16 protein-coding genes are annotated in these 15914 nt (G+C 68.5%); 9 read left to right on the plus strand and 7 right to left on the minus strand.

What is annotated here, in order from left to right; genetic code table 11:
• Positions 1-76 precede the first annotated feature (76 nt).
• Entirely contained in the window at positions 77-1075 is a 999-nt protein-coding gene (locus VI123_RS02600; protein ID WP_336336507.1) for a glutathione S-transferase family protein, read from the plus strand.
• Between the two features lie 70 nt (positions 1076-1145).
• On the plus strand, positions 1146-1649 hold the full coding sequence (locus VI123_RS02605) for a type IV pilin N-terminal domain-containing protein (protein ID WP_336336508.1): 504 nt from the start codon (positions 1146-1148) through the stop codon (positions 1647-1649).
• A 10-nt stretch (positions 1650-1659) separates the two neighbouring features.
• Here the strand turns inward: VI123_RS02605 and VI123_RS02610 are convergent, their stop codons facing one another.
• Positions 1660-2712 carry a TrmB family transcriptional regulator gene (locus VI123_RS02610; RefSeq protein WP_336336509.1) on the minus strand — a complete coding sequence of 351 codons (1053 nt, stop codon included), beginning with the start codon at positions 2710-2712 and terminating at the stop codon, positions 1660-1662.
• A gap of 161 nt (positions 2713-2873) precedes the next feature.
• On the opposite strand from VI123_RS02610, the gene VI123_RS02615 reads away from it, so the two are divergent.
• Positions 2874-4889: a glycoside hydrolase family 15 protein gene (locus VI123_RS02615; protein ID WP_336336510.1), complete on the plus strand. Its 2016-nt coding sequence runs from the start codon at positions 2874-2876 to the stop codon at positions 4887-4889.
• Positions 4890-4950: 61 nt separating this feature from the next.
• Here VI123_RS02615 and VI123_RS02620 read toward each other — a convergent pair whose 3' ends face one another.
• Positions 4951-6117, minus strand: coding sequence for an ABC transporter ATP-binding protein (locus VI123_RS02620; RefSeq protein WP_336336511.1), 1167 nt, complete (start codon positions 6115-6117; stop codon positions 4951-4953).
• A gap of 100 nt (positions 6118-6217) precedes the next feature.
• Positions 6218-8308 (minus strand): alpha-amylase family glycosyl hydrolase, encoded by a 2091-nt coding sequence (locus VI123_RS02625; protein WP_336336512.1) that lies wholly within the window; start codon positions 8306-8308, stop codon positions 6218-6220.
• Between the two features lie 210 nt (positions 8309-8518).
• On the opposite strand from VI123_RS02625, the gene VI123_RS02630 reads away from it, so the two are divergent.
• The 3 genes from VI123_RS02630 to VI123_RS02640 are packed head-to-tail and all read left to right on the plus strand — an operon-like array spanning position 8519 to position 11845.
• The gene (locus VI123_RS02630) at positions 8519-9793 is read left to right on the plus strand and encodes an extracellular solute-binding protein (RefSeq protein WP_336336513.1); all 1275 of its coding nucleotides are present in this window, start codon (positions 8519-8521) and stop codon (positions 9791-9793) included.
• 10 nt (positions 9794-9803) lie between these two features.
• Entirely contained in the window at positions 9804-10766 is a 963-nt protein-coding gene (locus VI123_RS02635) for a carbohydrate ABC transporter permease (RefSeq protein ID WP_336336514.1), read from the plus strand.
• Positions 10766-11845, plus strand: a complete 1080-nt coding sequence (locus VI123_RS02640; RefSeq protein WP_336336515.1) for a sugar ABC transporter permease — start codon at positions 10766-10768, stop codon at positions 11843-11845. The genes VI123_RS02635 and VI123_RS02640 overlap by 1 nt, the downstream gene beginning before the upstream one ends.
• Here the strand turns inward: VI123_RS02640 and VI123_RS02645 are convergent.
• A complete protein-coding gene (locus VI123_RS02645; RefSeq protein WP_336336516.1) occupies positions 11826-12449 on the minus strand; it encodes a DUF4864 domain-containing protein in 624 nt (207 codons plus the stop codon). The two genes, VI123_RS02640 and VI123_RS02645, sit on opposite strands and share 20 nt — an antisense overlap.
• A 110-nt stretch (positions 12450-12559) precedes the next feature.
• Here VI123_RS02645 and VI123_RS02650 point away from each other — a divergent pair, with 110 nt between their 5' ends.
• Complete coding sequence (locus VI123_RS02650) at positions 12560-13480, plus strand: sodium:calcium antiporter (RefSeq protein WP_336336517.1); 921 nt, start codon at positions 12560-12562, stop codon at positions 13478-13480.
• Between the two features lies 1 nt (position 13481).
• On the opposite strand, the gene VI123_RS02655 is transcribed toward VI123_RS02650, so the two are convergent.
• Complete coding sequence (locus tag VI123_RS02655; RefSeq protein WP_336336518.1) at positions 13482-14189, minus strand: sugar phosphate nucleotidyltransferase; 708 nt, start codon at positions 14187-14189, stop codon at positions 13482-13484.
• A gap of 125 nt (positions 14190-14314) precedes the next feature.
• On the opposite strand from VI123_RS02655, the gene VI123_RS02660 reads away from it, so the two are divergent.
• Together VI123_RS02660 and VI123_RS02665 are read left to right on the plus strand one after the other, a co-directional pair.
• Positions 14315-14500 carry a hypothetical protein gene (locus VI123_RS02660; protein WP_336336519.1) on the plus strand — a complete coding sequence of 62 codons (186 nt, stop codon included), beginning with the start codon at positions 14315-14317 and terminating at the stop codon, positions 14498-14500.
• A 90-nt stretch (positions 14501-14590) separates the two neighbouring features.
• Positions 14591-15331: a DUF429 domain-containing protein gene (locus VI123_RS02665; RefSeq protein ID WP_336336520.1), complete on the plus strand. Its 741-nt coding sequence runs from the start codon at positions 14591-14593 to the stop codon at positions 15329-15331.
• 111 nt (positions 15332-15442) lie between these two features.
• Here VI123_RS02665 and VI123_RS02670 read toward each other — a convergent pair whose 3' ends face one another.
• Both VI123_RS02670 and VI123_RS02675 read right to left on the minus strand, forming a co-directional pair.
• The gene (locus VI123_RS02670; RefSeq protein WP_004515391.1) at positions 15443-15637 is read right to left on the minus strand and encodes a cold-shock protein; all 195 of its coding nucleotides are present in this window, start codon (positions 15635-15637) and stop codon (positions 15443-15445) included.
• A 2-nt stretch (positions 15638-15639) separates the two neighbouring features.
• Positions 15640-15834: a cold-shock protein gene (locus tag VI123_RS02675; protein WP_004515390.1), complete on the minus strand. Its 195-nt coding sequence runs from the start codon at positions 15832-15834 to the stop codon at positions 15640-15642.
• Positions 15835-15914: the final 80 nt, after the last annotated feature.

A 15914-nucleotide genomic window follows, 5' to 3' on the forward strand; every position in this document is an offset into this window, starting at 1 on the left:
GGTCCGGCGTGACCTGTCGCCGGTAACACCGCTGTCACCGCGCTCTTTTACCCCTCGCACGCGTATCCGGAGTATCATGAACATGCTCGTCGACGGCGAGTGGCGGACCGACGCGTACGAAACCACGAACGAGGACGGGGCCTTCGACCGGCAGGACACCACCTTCCGCGACCGAATCGAGGACGACCCCGACGCGCGGTTCCAGCCCGAGGCGGGGCGGTATCACCTGTACGCCTGCCGCGCCTGCCCGTGGGCCCACCGCGTTCTGGTCGCCCGGAAGCTCCTGGGGCTGGAAGACGCCATCACCGTCGACTACGTCGACCCGTTCCGCGCCGAAGACGGCTGGCAGTTCACGCCCGAGAAGGAGGGGTGTACGCCGGATACGGTCAACGGCGCGGACTACCTCCGCGAGATTTACGTCGAGGCCGACCCCGACGCGACCTGTCGCGTGACGGTCCCGGTGCTGTGGGACAAACAGGAGGAGACCATCGTCAACAACGAGTCCGAGGAGATTCTCCGGATGCTGGACACCGAGTTCGACGACGTGGCCGAGAACGACGTAGACCTCTACCCCGAGGGCTATCAGGACGAGGTCGACCGCATCATCGACGACATCTACGAGCCGATCAACAACGGCGTCTACCGCTGTGGCTTCGCCGACAGCCAGTCGGCCTACGACGAGGCCGTCGAGGAGCTGTTCGACGCGCTCGACCACTGGGACGACGTGCTCGAAGACCAGCGGTTCCTCGCCGGCGACCGCCTGACCGAGGCGGACGTCTGCATGTTCACGACGCTGGTGCGCTTCGACGAGGTGTACCACACCCACTTCATGTGCAACCACAAGCTCATCCGCGAGTACGACAACCTCTGGCCGTACCTGCGTGACCTCTACCAGCTCCCCGGCGTCGCCGAGACGGTGAACATGGACCACATCACGGAGCACTACTACACCACTCACCCCGACGTGAGCCCGAAGCGCATCGTCCCGATGGGGCCCGACCCCGACTTCGCCGCCGGCCACGACCGCGACGCGCTGCCGGGCGACCTCCCCGACGCGCTCTTCCCCACGGTGTAAGGACGGCATCGGATATCGAGGGGTGAGTCGACGCTGTGTCTTTTATCCGTCTGGGCCTCACGTGCGCCCAATGAATCGGGTGTGGGAGCGACGCCGGGGTGTCAGCCCGGTCATCGGCATCGTCTTGCTGGTCGGCATCGCCGCGATTCTCGCCGCGACCGTCGGCGCGTTCGCGCTGGGGTTCAGCGACCAGCGCCCCGCGCAGGCCCCACAGGTCGCTATCGTGGCCGACTACAGCGAGCGGACGACCGGCAACGGGGAGTACCTGAACCTCACCTTCCGGAGCGGCGACACTGTCTCTCGGGACAATCTTTCCGTCGCCGTCTCCGGGGCCGAGAGTTCCGACGGCAGCGACGTGGCCATGGCCGCCGACCCGATACAGGCACAGGTGCCGGCGCGGATTACCTCGGGGACCCAGGTCACGATACACCGCGGACAGTTCACCGGTGTCGGCGGCGGGGAGCATCTGGACCTGAGCGACGCGACGGTCCGTCTCGTCTGGAACCCCGCGGACGAGCCGACGTCCGAGAGCTACGTCGTCTACCGCTGGCCGGACCCGAGCCGGCGCAACTGACCCCGGCCGCTCACTCGGCCAGCGAGAGCGTGACCGCGTCCGTCTCGTAGTCCTCGATGAACGATCCGGAGCCGCCGAGGGATACGGTGCGGTCGCCGACGTCGACGACCAGCGTGTGCTCGATGGGGTAGGAGTTGGTCTGTGGCTCGGCGACCCCCTGTTTCGTCTCGACGACGGTCCCCTCGATGGTGGTGGTGTCGTCGTCGGCCTGGACCGCCCGGACCTCCGCGGAGACCTGCACGGCGTGGCCGGCGCGCAGGTGCAGCGTCGCCTGGAGGACGGCGTGGCGGAAGTCGTGGTAGGTGGCCGGCAACGGGGCCGGGTCGGCGACGGTCACCTCGGTGGCCATCAGCCAGTAGTTCCCGAGGAACGACCCCGACAGCACCGGGACGAGCTGTTGCTGGACGAAGGCGATGGCCCGCTGGTCGGAGTTGGTGCGTGTCACCATCTCCGCCGGGGAGACGAGGCCGAACTGGGCGTCGACGGTGAGCATTATCGGCATTGGCTGGTCCCAGGAGCGGGCGACGGAGGCCAGCCCGCTCACGTCCTCGGGGGCCAGGCCGTCGGCGCTGCTGACGACCAGCATCACGAGGACGCCGCGGTCGACGGCCGCGGCCAACTCCTCCGATATCTCGGGCAGGTACTGCTGGGGCACCGACAGCATAATCTCGCGCTCCGCGTTCCTGATGTACTCCGTGAGTCGCTTGATGACCGTCACCCGCGACTTGATGACGTCGAACTGCTGGGGCTCCCGCGCACTCGCGGAGTACCGGGAGTCGAGCGCCCCGCCCATCTCCTCGAGGCGGTCGGTCAGCGCGTCGATGACCTCCTCGGGCGGCCGGGCGCGTATCGTCGTCGGCACGACGTGGTCGTTGACCTCGACGAACCCGCGGTCCTCGAGCGACTCGCTGATGCTGTAGACGTACCGTTTGGAGACGCCGGTGTCGTCGGCGATTTCGCTGGCCGTGGCCTCGCCGCTGCCGAGAATCGACAGGTACGTGTCGACTTCCTTCTCCGACAGACCCAGTTGTCCCAGCCTGTCCCTGAGAGTCGAATCGTCCATCTGTTCACATCTGGTACCGGCGGCGGATAACTGTGTTTCGGTGCCCTGTAACCTCCGACGCCCCCGTCGCGGGGTCGCGCCGTCGCCCCGCCTCTCGCCGCCACAAGAATGAAAAATTATTACACCACATTTTATATTCCCTGCAGTGGTGCCACTCTCCAATGACGCTCCGGACGGCACTCAACGACTTCAAGCGGACGCGGGACCGCCGCCACCAGTTCCCGGGTGAGCTCCGCTCTACGACGGGCATCTTCTCCGGGTTCGACAGCCGGCTGGTCCACGTTGACGGCGACGGCTCGCTGCGGGACTACTCCTACCCGCTGTGTGGGCTCACGGGCATCGACCGCTCGCGGTTCGGCGTCGAGACGGACTCGACGACGTGGTTCGGGGCCGACGCCGAGCAGCGATACCGCGGCGACGGTGGCGTCGTCGAGACGGTCCACGACTGTGGCGACTGGGCCGTCGTCCAGACGGACTGTACCATCGAGCGGGCCCACATCACCCGGTTCGAACTCCGCGGCGACGCGCCCGCGAACGTGTCGCTGCGGGCCTTCCTCGATTTCGCACCGGACGGGCGGGACGGCCGGCAGAGCCTCCTGGTGCACGGGAACGCTGTCGAGGCCTACCACCGCTCCGAGCACGACTTCGCTGGCGTCTCCAGCGAACTCGACACCATCCGGGGGCAGATTCCCGAACGGTTCCCCGAACTCGTCGACGGCGACCCCGTCTCGTTCCCCCGGGCCACCGGGGCGCGGCGGTACGAGGACACGACGCTGACCGGCGGCGTCCTGCTGACCGCGCCGTTCGTCGACGGCGGCGTCACGCTGGCGACGCTGCTTACCGACACGGCCGACACCGACCGCGACGCGGCGCTGTCGACCGTCGACCGGCTGGTCAGCGACCACGATACTGCGGAGACGCTGGTCGAAGTCGACGAGACACAGCGCCCAGGCGTGCCCGCGGACACGCCGAGCCGCGACAGCGTCGTGGCCGACCTCCGGGTCCTCTCGCTGCTCTCGGCCGCCAACGGGGCCAGAATGGCCGCTCCTGACTTCGACCCGTACTACGTCACCTCCGGCGGCTACGGCTACACGTGGTTCCGGGACGACGCCGAGATAGCGGCGTTCCTGCTCGAAGCCGACGAGACGTTCGACCTCGGGCTGTCGGCGTGGCACCGGCGCTCCGCCGAATTCTACTGTCGCACACAGCGACCGGACGGGAGCTGGCCCCACCGCGTCTGGCCGGGCGACGAAACGCTCGCGCCGGGCTGGGCGAACGCCCGGCTCGAAAGCGGTTCGGACGCGGACTATCAGGCCGACCAGACCGCGAGCGTCACCACCTTCCTCGCGACGTACCTCCGGACCGGCGAGCCAGCCGACCCGGAGCGAATCGAAGCCACGCTCGGGCGCGCCGTCGAGAGCATCGACGACACGCTGGCCGACGACGGTCTCCCCATCGCTTGCCAGAACGCCTGGGAGAACATGCAGGGCCGGTTCACGCACACCGCTGCGACCTTCGTGCACGCCTACGCGGCCGTCGCCCGCGCGCCCGTCTCGGCCACGCTCCGGGACCACGCCCGGTCGCAGGCCGAGACGGTGCTGTCGGCGCTGGACGCGCTCTGGACCGGCGACCGCTACGCCCTCCGCGAACACGACGGTGCCCTCGACGACCGGCTTGACTCGGCGACGCTGGCCCTCCCCGCGGCCTGTCGCGCCGCCGCCGAGACGGTCGACCTGCCGGCCGCGACCCGCGAGCGGCTCCGGACCCACGTCGAGACGACGCTCGACGGGCTGGAACGGGACACCGGCGACGTCCGCGGGCTCGTCCGCTTCGAGGGCGACGACTGGCGGCGCGGCTCACAAGACCGCGAGAAGGTCTGGACCGTCTCGACGGCCTGGGGGGCAAACGGAGCCGCGCAGCTGGGGTCGCTCCTGCGCGACGCCGGCGACGGCCGGGCGTCGGCGGCCTACGCCCGGTCCCGGGACCTGCTTCGGGAACTCCGCCCCGGCGGGTCGCTCGTCCAGTCCGGCGGCTACCTCCCCGAGCAACTGTTCGACGACGGCACGGCGGACTGCGGGACGCCGCTCGGCTGGCCCCACGCGCTCCGGCTGGCGACGGTCGCCCACCTCGCTGCCGCCGGGGAACTCACCGCCGAGCCGGCGAGCGTCGGCGAGTGACGCGGGGATTCCGGTCGGAACTCTGCCGCGTAGGGACTGTATAACGGGTCGAAAAGGGCGGCTACTGTGGCGTCGCGACGGGCGCGTCCTCGCCGGCCGTGACCGCCTCACCGGTCTCCGGGTCGAACAGGTGGACCGCCGACTCGTCGAACGACACCCGGACGCGGTCGCCGACGGCCGGTTCCACGTCGGTGCTCACCCTGGCGACGAACGCCGGGACGCCGTCGCCCTCGAACCCGGGCCGTGCCTCGCCCAGGTCGAGATAGAGGTAGTTGTCGCTGCCGACGGGTTCGAGCACGTCGACCGTCGCCGGGACGGCGTTCTGGTCGCCGCCGTCGCTGACGGAGACGTGTTCCGGCCGGACTCCCAGCACGTACGCGCCACCCCGACCGTCGCCCAGGGACCCGATACGGCCGCCCGTGAGGTCGTACTCGAACTCCTCGCTCGCGCCGGTGAGGCGCACGCCGTCGCCGACCGACTCCGCGGTCACGTCGAGGAAGTTCATCGACGGCGAGCCGACGAAGCCGCCGACGAACCGGTTGCTCGGGTTCTCGTACACCGTCTTCGGCCGGCCGGTCTGCTGGAGCCGCCCGTCGTCGAGGATGACGATGCGGTCGCCCATCGTCATGGCCTCCTCCTGGTCGTGGGTGACGTAGACGGCCGTGATACCCAGTTCCTCCTGCAGCCGCTGGATTTCGGTCCGCATCGTCGTCCGGAGCTTCGCGTCGAGGTTGCTGAGCGGCTCGTCGAAGAGGAACACGTCGGGTTCGCGGACGATGGCCCGGCCCAGCGCGACCCGCTGTTTCTGGCCGCCCGAGAGCTGGTCCGGCGTGTCGTCCAGCAGGTCGTCGATGCCCATCATCTCGGCCGTCTCGGTGACCCGCTCCTCGCGTTCGGCCTTCGAGAGGTCGGTGCTCATCCGCAGGCCGAAGGCCATGTTCTGCCGGATGGACTTGTGCGGGTACAGCGCGTAGTTCTGGAACACCATCGCCACGTCGCGCTTGCGGGCGTGGACGTCCGTCACGTCCTCGTCGCCGATGCGGATGCGCCCGCTCGTCGGCCGTTCGAGGCCGGCAATCATCCGCAGCGTCGTCGACTTCCCACACCCCGACGGGCCGACGACCGTTACGAACTCCCCGTCGTCGATAGTCAGGTCGATGTCCTCGACCGCGACGATGGAGCCGCCATCGAACTCCTTCCGGAGACCGTCTAGTTCGAGACTCGCCATTGTCCTGGGTCACACACCGCTCGATAATAAGTTTGATGGGATTTTTCATAGAAGTTTCCAACGACTCCAGGGCCCCGCCGAGTCCGCGGACGCGGCCGGTTCAGCCGTCCGCCGCCGGCACGACGACGACATCTTCGACCGAAACCGTCCCGTCGCTACTGACCAGATTGCCACTGAGAAGGTCGGTGTCCCCGACCGGGGTATCCAGTGAGACCGACGCCGCCCCGTCGCCGAAGTGCAGGACGACGACCAGCGTCTCGTCGTCGTCGGTGCGCTCGTAGGCGACGACGCGGTCCCCGTCGCCGGTGTCGACGGCGTGCGAAACCGATGTCATTCCTGGTGCGCGCAGGGCGGCGTGGTCGTCCCGCAGCGCCACCAGCCGTCGGTGGAACTCCGTGAGGTCGGCGTCGCCGTCGTGCCAGCGCATCGTCCCGCGCTGGCGCTCGACGCCGCGCTCCTGGCCGGCGTATATCATCGGCGTCCCGGGGAGCGTGAACACTGCTCCGACGGCCGCCCGCAGCGGCGCGGCCCCACACTCCTCGAGGTAACGGTCCTCGTCGTGGTTGTCGACGTAGCGCATGTGGCCGGTGCGGTCGGGGTAGCCCCGCTCGACCGATTCGTCGAGGGCGCCGAACAGCGCCGACACCGGCTCGTCGCCCCGGCCCACGTCGCGGAGCGAGTCGAACAGGTCCGTGTCGTAGTGGAGGTCGAACTCGTTTTCCGCGAAGGCGGCGTCGCGCGGGACCGTCTCGTCGAGCAGCAGGAACTCGGGGTCGTCGGCTTTCACCCGCTCGCGGACCTCCTTCCAGAACCCGTGTGGGACGCCCCAGGCCACGTCACAGCGGAAGCCGTCGACCACGTCGCGCCACTCCTCGACCACGTCGAGCATCCAGCGGCGGACGGCCGGCGAGTCGTAGTTGAGGTTCGGGATGTGCGTCCAGTTGAAGTAGTACCCCGGGGCGTCCTCGCCGGCCCAGTCGACGCCGGAGAGGTCGCGCTCGGCCGGGACGCGCTCGTAGTAATCGGCGTACTCTGGGACGCCCGCCCGGTGGAGCTGGAAGGCCGGGTGGTCCCGCGAGCTGTGGTTGATGACCAGGTCGAAGACGACCCGGATTCCCGCGTCGTGGAGCCGGTCGACCAGCGACTCGAACTCCCGGCGCGTCCCCAGGTCCGCGGCGGTGTCGAAGAAGTCCGTGATGTGGTAGCCGTGCCGGGTCGGACTCGCCTGGACGGGCGTGAGCCACACCACGTCGACCCCCAGCGACTCGATGTAGGGGACCCGCCGCTCGATGGCCTCGAAAGTGGTGGCGACGGTCTCGCCCGCGAACGACCGGACGAATATCTCGTAGATGGTGGCGTCGCCGGTCCAGGCCGGCGGGTCGGCCGGCCGTGAGACGGCCAGTGTGTCGCCTGCGCTCGTCTCCCCGCCCCCGGTCCTGCCGTCGCGCTCCACGACCAGCGTGTCAGAGACGCTGTGGCGCTCGGCGACGGCGACCGCGTGAATCCGGGCCGTCTCGGGAAGGGCCTCGCGTGGGACCCGGAGTTCGTCGCCGTCGACGGTCACGGCTGACTCCGCCAGCGTGTCTCGGCCGTCGAGATGGAACTCCACCGCCGGCTCGCTTCCCGACGGGGCCGCGCGGACGTGCGCAGAGACGACGAGGTCCCCGTCGACGCGGTCGCCGGCGAGTTCGACCCCCGGCCGACCGGGTCCCTCGACGGTGACTTCGTCGGTCGCAGTCGCCTCGAAGGAGCCGTCGAAACTGAAGATAGCGTGGTGGGTCCCCGGCGGCAGGTCGGCCTCGACGACCCACTCGTCGCCGTCGCGTTCGGCCCAGTGTGTCCCCATCGTGAAGTCGTTGAACTTCCCGATGACGACGGCGCGGTCGGCGACGGCGAGGTCCTCGGCCCCGAAGTCGTCTTCGGTAACGCTGAACCGGACGGTCTCGGTGACGGCCGGGAACGCCCGCACGACCTGCTCGTGCGTCTCGCCGGCGATAGACACCGCCGCCCGGTACACGCCCGGAACGTCGGGGTTGAGGTGACAGACCGGACCGTCACCGAGCGTCGCCGTACTCCCCGCTGGCCGCTCGACCAGCTCCCACTCGGCGGCCACGTCGGGGTCGGGCCGGCGCGGCGCCAGTTCGACCGGGTCGCCGACGGCGGCGAACCGCGGCGGGCCTGGATGGTGCATGTCCCTACGGTGCGCGGTCGGTACTGTGAGTGTTACGCTTCCGAAAAACGTCTGAAAATATATTACCTCAATTCTAATCACGGTCCGCAGTCGGCGAAACCGCCACACTGCGGGGCGGTTCCCCGGCACGGTCTGGAATCTATCATCATTGTCCCCTCTCATTTCCGAATGATTTAAGTTGTGAACGACTATTTCATCGCATATCTATCCATGACGATGGAACGACGGACGATACTCAAGCGAATCGGCGGCGTCGGGGCGACTGCGGCCGTAGCCGGCTGCAGCGTCCGAGAGCAGGGCGGCGACGGGTCGGGCGGGGGAGCGGCGTCCGGCGACGGCGCGGCCGACGACGAAAGCGGCGCGAGCCAGGGCGGGACCGCGACGGCGTGGTACCAGCTCCAAGACTCGGAGATTCCCGCGCGGGAGGCCGCGATGGAGACGTTCACCAGCGAGACGGAGTTCGCCGTCGACGGGTCGGACATCTCCGACATGGAGAAAAAGACCACGAGCGCGATTCCGGCCGGGCAGGGGCCGGAGATATTCGAGTGGGCGCACGACTGGGTCGGCGACTACTACCAGCGGGAGTTCGTCGTCGACCAGTTCGAGGCCCTCTCCGTGAGCCTAGACCAGTTCACGGACGCCGCGGCCTCCGCCGTCCAGTTCGACGACGCCGTCGTCGGCCTCCCGCACTCGGCGGAGACGGTGACGCTCATCTACAACGCGGACATCGTCGACGAGGCTCCCGAGACGGTCGAGGACATGGTGGCGGCGATGGAGGACTACCACGACCCGAGCAGCAGCCAGTACGGCCTCGCCGCGCCGTTCAATCCGTACTTCACGAGCGGCTGGATTCAGGCCTTCGGGGGCTACTACTTCGACCCGGACCAGGACCCGGCGCTCGGGCTCGACGCCGCCGAAGCCGTCGAGGGACTCCAGTTCGCCCTCGACACGCTCCGGCCGTACATGCCCGACGACCCGAACTACGAACCGCAGGCCGCGACCTTCTCGGAGGGCAACGCCGCCTTCGCGGTCAACGGGCCGTGGTACCTGGCGACGCTGAACCAGAACGACGTGAACTACGAGGTGGCGACGTTCCCCGACATCGACGGCGGCGAGGTGACGCCCTACACCGGCATCTCGATGTGGTACTTCGCGGACGCGATGAGCGAGGGCGGGGCCGACGCGACGGCTGCGCGGAACTTCGTCGAGTGGTTCGCCACAAACGAGGACCACGCAACGCGACTCGCCGAGGAGCAGGGCGCGATTCCGGTCCTCGACAGCCTCGTCGGCAGTGACGAACTCCCCGCCCACGTCCGGACGTACTCCCAGACGGTCAGCCAGGGGGTTCCGATGCCGACCGACCCCCGCATGAACAAGGTCTGGGCCCCGCTCGAGAACGCCCTCATCGAGGCGTTCAACGGCGACGCGAGCGCCGAAGACGCACTGACGACCGCCGCCGAGGAAATCCGCAGCAACTGGGAGTGACACGCGACGCATGAGTACGGTCTCACGAGCGGCGGACCGCATCGAATCGGTCCCGTTTCTGACGCGGGACGACGCGTCGTTACTGCTAGTGCTGCCGGGGCTGTTCGTCTTCTCGGCGTTCATGCTGTTCCCGGTCCTCTACCTGCTCGGCATCTCCTTTACCAACGCCGAGCCGGCGAACCTCTTCGCCGGCGAGGGTGTCGTCGCCGTACTCACGTTCGGCGACGCGCTGTTCGTCGGCCTGTCGAACTACGTCGACGTACTGACCGACCCGCAGTTCTGGAACTCCTTCGGCGTCACCTGGCTGTTCGTCGCCACGAGCGTCACGCTCAAAATCGGAGCGAGCCTGGCTATCGCGCTCGTCGTCACGAGCGACCTCGTCCGGGGCAAGCGCGTCCTGCGCTCGCTCATCATCTTCCCGATGGGGCTGCCGCCGATTTTCACCATCACCGTGTGGCGCGGCATCTTCAGCTCCGCCGAGTTCGGGCTGATGAACCAGTTGCTGACCGCGTTCGGGGCGAGTTCGGTCGCGTGGCTGTCGGGCCGCTGGACCGCCTTCGTCGCGTACAACGTCACGGAGGCGTGGCTGGCGTACCCGTTCATGGTCATCATCACCGTCAGCGCGCTCCAAGACGTGCCCGAGGAGCTCCACGAGGCCGCGGTCGTCGACGGCGCGGGCTTTCTCGCCCGCTTTGCCCACATCACGCTGCCGTCCATCAAGCGGCCCGTCCTGTTCGCGTCGATTCTCACGTCGGCCGCGTCGTTCCAGCAGTTTCTCATCCCGTTCGTGTTCAATCAGGGCGGGCCGGCCCGGGCCAACGAACTCATCGTCGTCTACGGGTACCGCGAAGCGCTGTCGTTCCAGCAGTACGGTCGCGGCGCGGCCATCAGCATCATCGCGCTCGTCTTCATCGGCGCGTTCATGTGGCTCAACGTCAAGAAGGGCAAGCTCGCCGACGGGGTGAACGACTGATGTTGCTGGGCGCAGTCGCCCGGAAGCTCGGCGACGACATCAAGACGTTCGCGACGATGCCCGCGCGGACGGTCCGCAAGTGGTCCTACACCGTCCAGGCGGTCCGCCACGGCGAACTGCCCGCCTCGGACGTCCTGAAAGTCGTGTTCTCGACCATCGGCGCGACGCTGGTGGTGCTGGCGCTCCTCTTTCCCATCTACTGGATTCTGATGGCGGCCCTCTCCGGCTCCGGAAGCTCGCTGTACACCTCCGAGAGCTTCTCGCTCGTCCCCTCCGACCCGACGCTGCGGCCGTTCATCTGGGTCGTCGGCGACCTCATCGTGCCGGCGTACTCGGTCTCGGTCGGGGTTCCGTTCACCGACCTCGCCGTCGTATTCCAGACGCCGGGGCTCGAAATGCTGGACGCCTCCGACTACGGCGTCGACCGCCCGTCGGAGTTCAAGCGCTTCCTCTGGAACAGCCTCACGGTGGCGATTCCGACCGTGCTCATCGCCATGTCGCTCATCGTCCCGGCGGCGTATGCCCTCTCACGCCGCGAGTTCCTCTTCCGCCGGAAGGTCCTGTTCCTCTATGTCCTGATGACCCAAATCGGCGGCGGCCTGGGGGTCGCCCTGCTCATCGGGATGTACGCGCTGTACGTCCAGTTCGGCATCAACGACAGCAAACTCGCGCTCGCGGTGTACTACGCGGCGACCGCCGTCCCGTTCAACACGTGGCTGCTGAAGACGTACATGGACGGCATTCCGGTCTCCTACGAGGAGGCGGCCGTCGTCGACGGCGCGCCGCCGTGGCGCGTGGTGACGGAGGTCATCATCCCGATGTCGACCGCCGGGCTGGCGACGGTGTTCATCTTCGTCTTCCTCACCGGCTGGACCGAGTTCGTCGTCGCCCAGACCCTGCTGGGGACGGAGAACTACACCCTGCCGGTCGGCCTGTACGCGATGGTCGACGAGTACTCCATCCCGTGGGCGCGCTTCTCGGCGTTCGCGCTCACCTTTGCCTCGCCGATTATGCTCGCGTACCTGTTCGCCCAGCGCTACATCGAGGGCGGCCTCTCCTTCAGCGGGATGGAGGGGTAGCGGCCACGCCGGTCGTCATCCAACATCCCTCGTAGCGCGGGCCGGTCTGGCGTTCGAGGTACCACGTGTAGGCCGTCGCCGTCCCGGTCGCGTCCACGACCGTCACCGGCTGTGACGCCGTGTCCTCCCTCCGGTCGAGGGGCCCGTACCGGACCGCGGTCGCGTTCAGCAGCGGCCGGAACCCCCGCCGTATCGTCTCGACGAAGTCGGCGTACGAGCCCGCGACCGCCCGGTTCGACGGCGCGGCGAAGTGCCAGGTCGTGTTGATGCCCTCGTTCGTCGCCGGGTCGTTGTTCTGCAGCGCCAGGACCTGGATGTGGACGACCAGCCCCGGCGGGCGCTCGCAGTTCGGCCGCAGGCCGAGCACCCGCGGCTGTGTCACGGCCGATGTGTTCGCGGCAGTGACGTTCCCCCAGTACCCCCGCTCGCCACCCTGCGGGGCCGCCGCCTCGGCGCCCCCGGCCGGCGTCTCGTCGGTCGGAACGGCCGCGGGCGTCACCGTCGGGTCGGCCGATGACGGTCCGCCGCCGAACAGCGCCCCGCAGCCGGCCAAGAGCGCGACGACGCAGACTGCTCCCAGTCGGACGGCGCTGGCCCGTGTCATACGGGACCATATGACTGCACGGCCTTCGCTGTTCGGTCTCTCACACGGCGACGCCGCTCGTCGTCCCCGAGGTCAACGTTTTTGAATCCCGAGATTATCACTCGAACTACATGACGGTTCTCGACGCCGCGGGCTTTCTGGCCGGGCTGGGGCTCCTCCTCGTCGGCGCGGACAGGACGGTGCGGTCGGCGGCCGAACTCGCCCTCTACTACGGCGTCTCCACCTTCTTCGTCGGCGTCACCGTCGTCTCCATCGGCACGTCGGTCCCGGAGATGACCACCTCGGTGTACGCCGCGACCTACGGGGCCGGCGACCTGCTCGTGGGGAACATCGTCGGCTCCGAGACGGCACAGATAACGCTGGCCATCGGTATCGTGGCGCTCATCTCCCCCATCACCGCGGAGCGGCGGAACGTCCTGGTCTACGGCGGCGCGATGGTGCTCGCCATGGTCATCATGATTCTCACGCTGGAGGACGGCATCACCCGCTCGGAGGGGCTGTTGATGATGCTCGCCTACCTCATGTTCATCCACGACCTCTACTCCACCGAAGGCGGCGAGGAGATAACCGAGGAGGTCATCGAGGACGAGGAGCCGCCGGCGCGGGCGCTGCCATGGATTGCGCTCGGTATCGGACTCGTGGTCGTCGGCGGTCACCTGCTGGTGACCAACGGCGTCGCCATCGCGACCGCCGCGGGCATCCCCGAGTACCTCGTCGGCGTCCTGACCGGCCTGGGCACGACGGCTCCGGAAATCGCCGTCGCCGGCATCGCCGCCCACGAGGGCCGCGAGGGTATCTCCGTCGGGTCGCTGCTCGGGAGCAACATCACCGACCCGGTGTTCTCCCTCGGCGTCGGCGCGCTGGTCGCGGACGTCACGCTGGCCGACCCGGACGCCGTCGCCGCGTCCGTGACCTACATGCTGGTCGTCTCGCTCGCCGTCCTCGGACTGCTGTACTGGCGGCGCGGCATCGACCGCCGGAGCGCGCTCGCCTGTGTGCTCCTGTATCTCCCGTCGCTCGCGCTGTTCTGACTCAGTCCAGCCGTCGCTCGACCGCGGCCACGTCGCCCGGTTCGTTGACGTTGTGACACCAGCCGTCCAGCTCGACCGCTTCGACGCGGTGGCCGGCGCTCAACAACAGGTCGATTGCGTCGGGGAGTTCGTACTCCCCGCGCTCGGAGGGCCGCGTCAGCGCGCAGGCGTGGCCGATGGCCGGGTCGAAGACGAAAAAGCCACGCGTGACCAGCGTCGACGGCGGGTCCGCCGGTTTCTCGACGAGGCCGGTCACCCGTCCCTCGCCGTCCGTCGTGACGACGCCGGTGGACCTGGCCTCGGCCCGCGACACGTCCTCGACCAGTAGCGTGGCGCTGGCGTCGGTCGCACGGTGGCGGTCGAGCGCCTCGCCGACGTTCGCCCGGCAGACGTTGTCGCCGTTCAGTACGACGAAGGTCCCGTCGACGGCGGTCCGGGCCTGTTCGAGCGCGTGAGCCAGCCCCAGCCGTTCGTCCTGTCGGACGTACGCTATCGGCGTGCCCCGGTACTGGTCGCCGTAGCGGGCGACGATGTCGTCGCCGCGGTAGCCCACGACGACGACTAGGTGGTCGACGCCGACCGACAGCAGCGTCTCGAAGCAGTGGGTCACCAGCGGCCGTCCGGCCACCTCGACCAGTCCCTTCGGTTTGTCGGCGGTGAGCGGTCGCATCCGCGTCCCCTCGCCGGCGGCGAGTACGACACCGTCCATGGCCGCCCCCACGCTCGCGCCGGCTAAATGCCTGTGGGCGAGCGGGCTCTGGCCCGCCACCTCCGGCGCATGGCCGAGGAGTAGCGGGGAAAGAGACAGGTGGCTCCGGAGTGAGATGTCGTCACATGGAAGCCGAAGCGTGGCGGTCGGTCGACATCATCCGGGATACCGACGGCGTGCCCCACGTCCTCCAGCAGAAGGTCCAGGTGTTCACGAGCGGCGTCTCCGAGGAGTCCGCCGGGTACACGAAGCCAGCCATGGAACATCGGCTGGTCCCGCTGCAGGACCTCACGACGTTCGGGCGGTCGTGACGCCCTGCGCTCGGGTGCCCGAAGCCCGGACCGGTTGGGCGAGAGACACCTCGGGATACACTTTTGCGCCCGTCCGAACGAGTACCGGTAATGGCTGAACCGCTGTACGTCGGCGTCGACCAAAGCGACGGGTCCTGGGTCGCCGTTGCCTTCGTCGGCGACGGCTTCGACCACGCGTCGGTGTTCGGCAGCATCGGCGAGTGCTGGTCGGCCTACGAGGAGCGCGCCCGTCGGGTGCTGGTCGGCGTCCCGGTCGGACTCGTCGAGTCCGGCGACCCGGATCGCCGGTGTGACGAACTCGCCCGGTCAGTGCTCGGCGAGCGCGGCGCGGCGATACGCACGCCGCCGGTCCGGGAGGCGACCCGGAAACAGCGGTACTCGACGGCCAACCGCGTCCACAGGCGCAAGACCGGGCACGAACTCTCGGAGCAGGCGTTCGCGCGCAGCGACGCGCTCGCCCGGGTCGACGAACTCCTCCAGGAACTGCCCGAGGCCGCCGCGGTTATCCGGGAGTCACACCCGGAGGTCTGTTTCCGGGCCTTCGCCGGCGAGCCGCTCAGTTACCCGAAACACACCGCCGGGGGGTACGCCGAGCGGATGCGGATTCTCGCCCATCACGACCGCGACGCTGCCCCGACAGTCCAGAAGGCCGCCGCGGCGATGGGTGGCGCGTCAGTCGCCGTCGACGACGTGCTGGACGCCGTCGCGCTCGCGTACACGGCCCAGCCCGGCGACGGGGAACTGTACACGCTGCCGCCCGAGCCGCCCCGGGACGCGGCGGGGCTCCCGATGGAAATCATCTACCGGGCGGCGTCGCCACTCGCCGGATAGGCCGGGTCCTGCCGCTCGGGGAGTAGTGTGCGTGCCAGCGACGTTGCCGTGTACGCTACCGTACACCGCGACCGCTGACAATTATAGTGCTAACTGTAGACAGAAACCGTCTTACAGTCGCGTGAGGTTGGTCGCACGCGGACCCTTGTCCGCCTGCTCGATGTCGAACTCGACTTCCTGCCCCTCTTCGAGGTCAGGGCCGCCGACGTCTTCCATGTGGAAGAAGACGTCTTCGTCCGCATCGTCGGTTTCGATGAAGCCGTAGCCACCAGTGTCGTTGAAGAAGTCGACAGTGCCTTCCGCCATTGTTAGAGCCGTGTGACGTTGTTGGCGCGCGGACCCTTGTCCGCCTGCTCGATGTCGAATTCGAGCTCCTGTCCTTCCTCGAGGTCCGGGCCGCCGATGTCTTCCATGTGGAAGAAGACGTCTTCGTCCGCGTCCTCAGTGTCGATGAAACCGTAACCGCCAGTGTCGTTGAAGAAATCAACCGTTCCTTTCGCCATTGCAACCAAAGAGATGCCAGCACCACGGATAACAGTGTCGGTACGGCGCTCCGGCTGTCAACGGACCGACCCACCTGCTG

Source organism: Haloarcula sp. DT43 (assembly GCF_037078405.1).
In the GTDB taxonomy this organism is placed as follows: domain Archaea; phylum Halobacteriota; class Halobacteria; order Halobacteriales; family Haloarculaceae; genus Haloarcula; species Haloarcula brevis.

Coding starts and splice junctions, on each gene's coding strand:
- VI123_RS02615 (WP_336336510.1), top strand. CDS start 2,874: ATGACGCTCCGGACGGCACTCAACGACTTCAAGCGGACGCGGGACCGC.
- VI123_RS02635 (WP_336336514.1), top strand. CDS start 9,804: ATGAGTACGGTCTCACGAGCGGCGGACCGCATCGAATCGGTCCCGTTT.
- VI123_RS02650 (WP_336336517.1), top strand. CDS start 12,560: ATGACGGTTCTCGACGCCGCGGGCTTTCTGGCCGGGCTGGGGCTCCTC.
- VI123_RS02620 (WP_336336511.1), bottom strand. CDS start 6,117: ATGGCGAGTCTCGAACTAGACGGTCTCCGGAAGGAGTTCGATGGCGGC.
- VI123_RS02625 (WP_336336512.1), bottom strand. CDS start 8,308: ATGCACCATCCAGGCCCGCCGCGGTTCGCCGCCGTCGGCGACCCGGTC.
- VI123_RS02600 (WP_336336507.1), top strand. CDS start 77: ATGAACATGCTCGTCGACGGCGAGTGGCGGACCGACGCGTACGAAACC.
- VI123_RS02660 (WP_336336519.1), top strand. CDS start 14,315: ATGGAAGCCGAAGCGTGGCGGTCGGTCGACATCATCCGGGATACCGAC.
- VI123_RS02655 (WP_336336518.1), bottom strand. CDS start 14,189: ATGGACGGTGTCGTACTCGCCGCCGGCGAGGGGACGCGGATGCGACCG.
- VI123_RS02665 (WP_336336520.1), top strand. CDS start 14,591: ATGGCTGAACCGCTGTACGTCGGCGTCGACCAAAGCGACGGGTCCTGG.
- VI123_RS02675 (WP_004515390.1), bottom strand. CDS start 15,834: ATGGCGAAAGGAACGGTTGATTTCTTCAACGACACTGGCGGTTACGGT.
- VI123_RS02670 (WP_004515391.1), bottom strand. CDS start 15,637: ATGGCGGAAGGCACTGTCGACTTCTTCAACGACACTGGTGGCTACGGC.
- VI123_RS02605 (WP_336336508.1), top strand. CDS start 1,146: ATGAATCGGGTGTGGGAGCGACGCCGGGGTGTCAGCCCGGTCATCGGC.
- VI123_RS02645 (WP_336336516.1), bottom strand. CDS start 12,449: ATGACACGGGCCAGCGCCGTCCGACTGGGAGCAGTCTGCGTCGTCGCG.
- VI123_RS02610 (WP_336336509.1), bottom strand. CDS start 2,712: ATGGACGATTCGACTCTCAGGGACAGGCTGGGACAACTGGGTCTGTCG.
- VI123_RS02640 (WP_336336515.1), top strand. CDS start 10,766: ATGTTGCTGGGCGCAGTCGCCCGGAAGCTCGGCGACGACATCAAGACG.
- VI123_RS02630 (WP_336336513.1), top strand. CDS start 8,519: ATGACGATGGAACGACGGACGATACTCAAGCGAATCGGCGGCGTCGGG.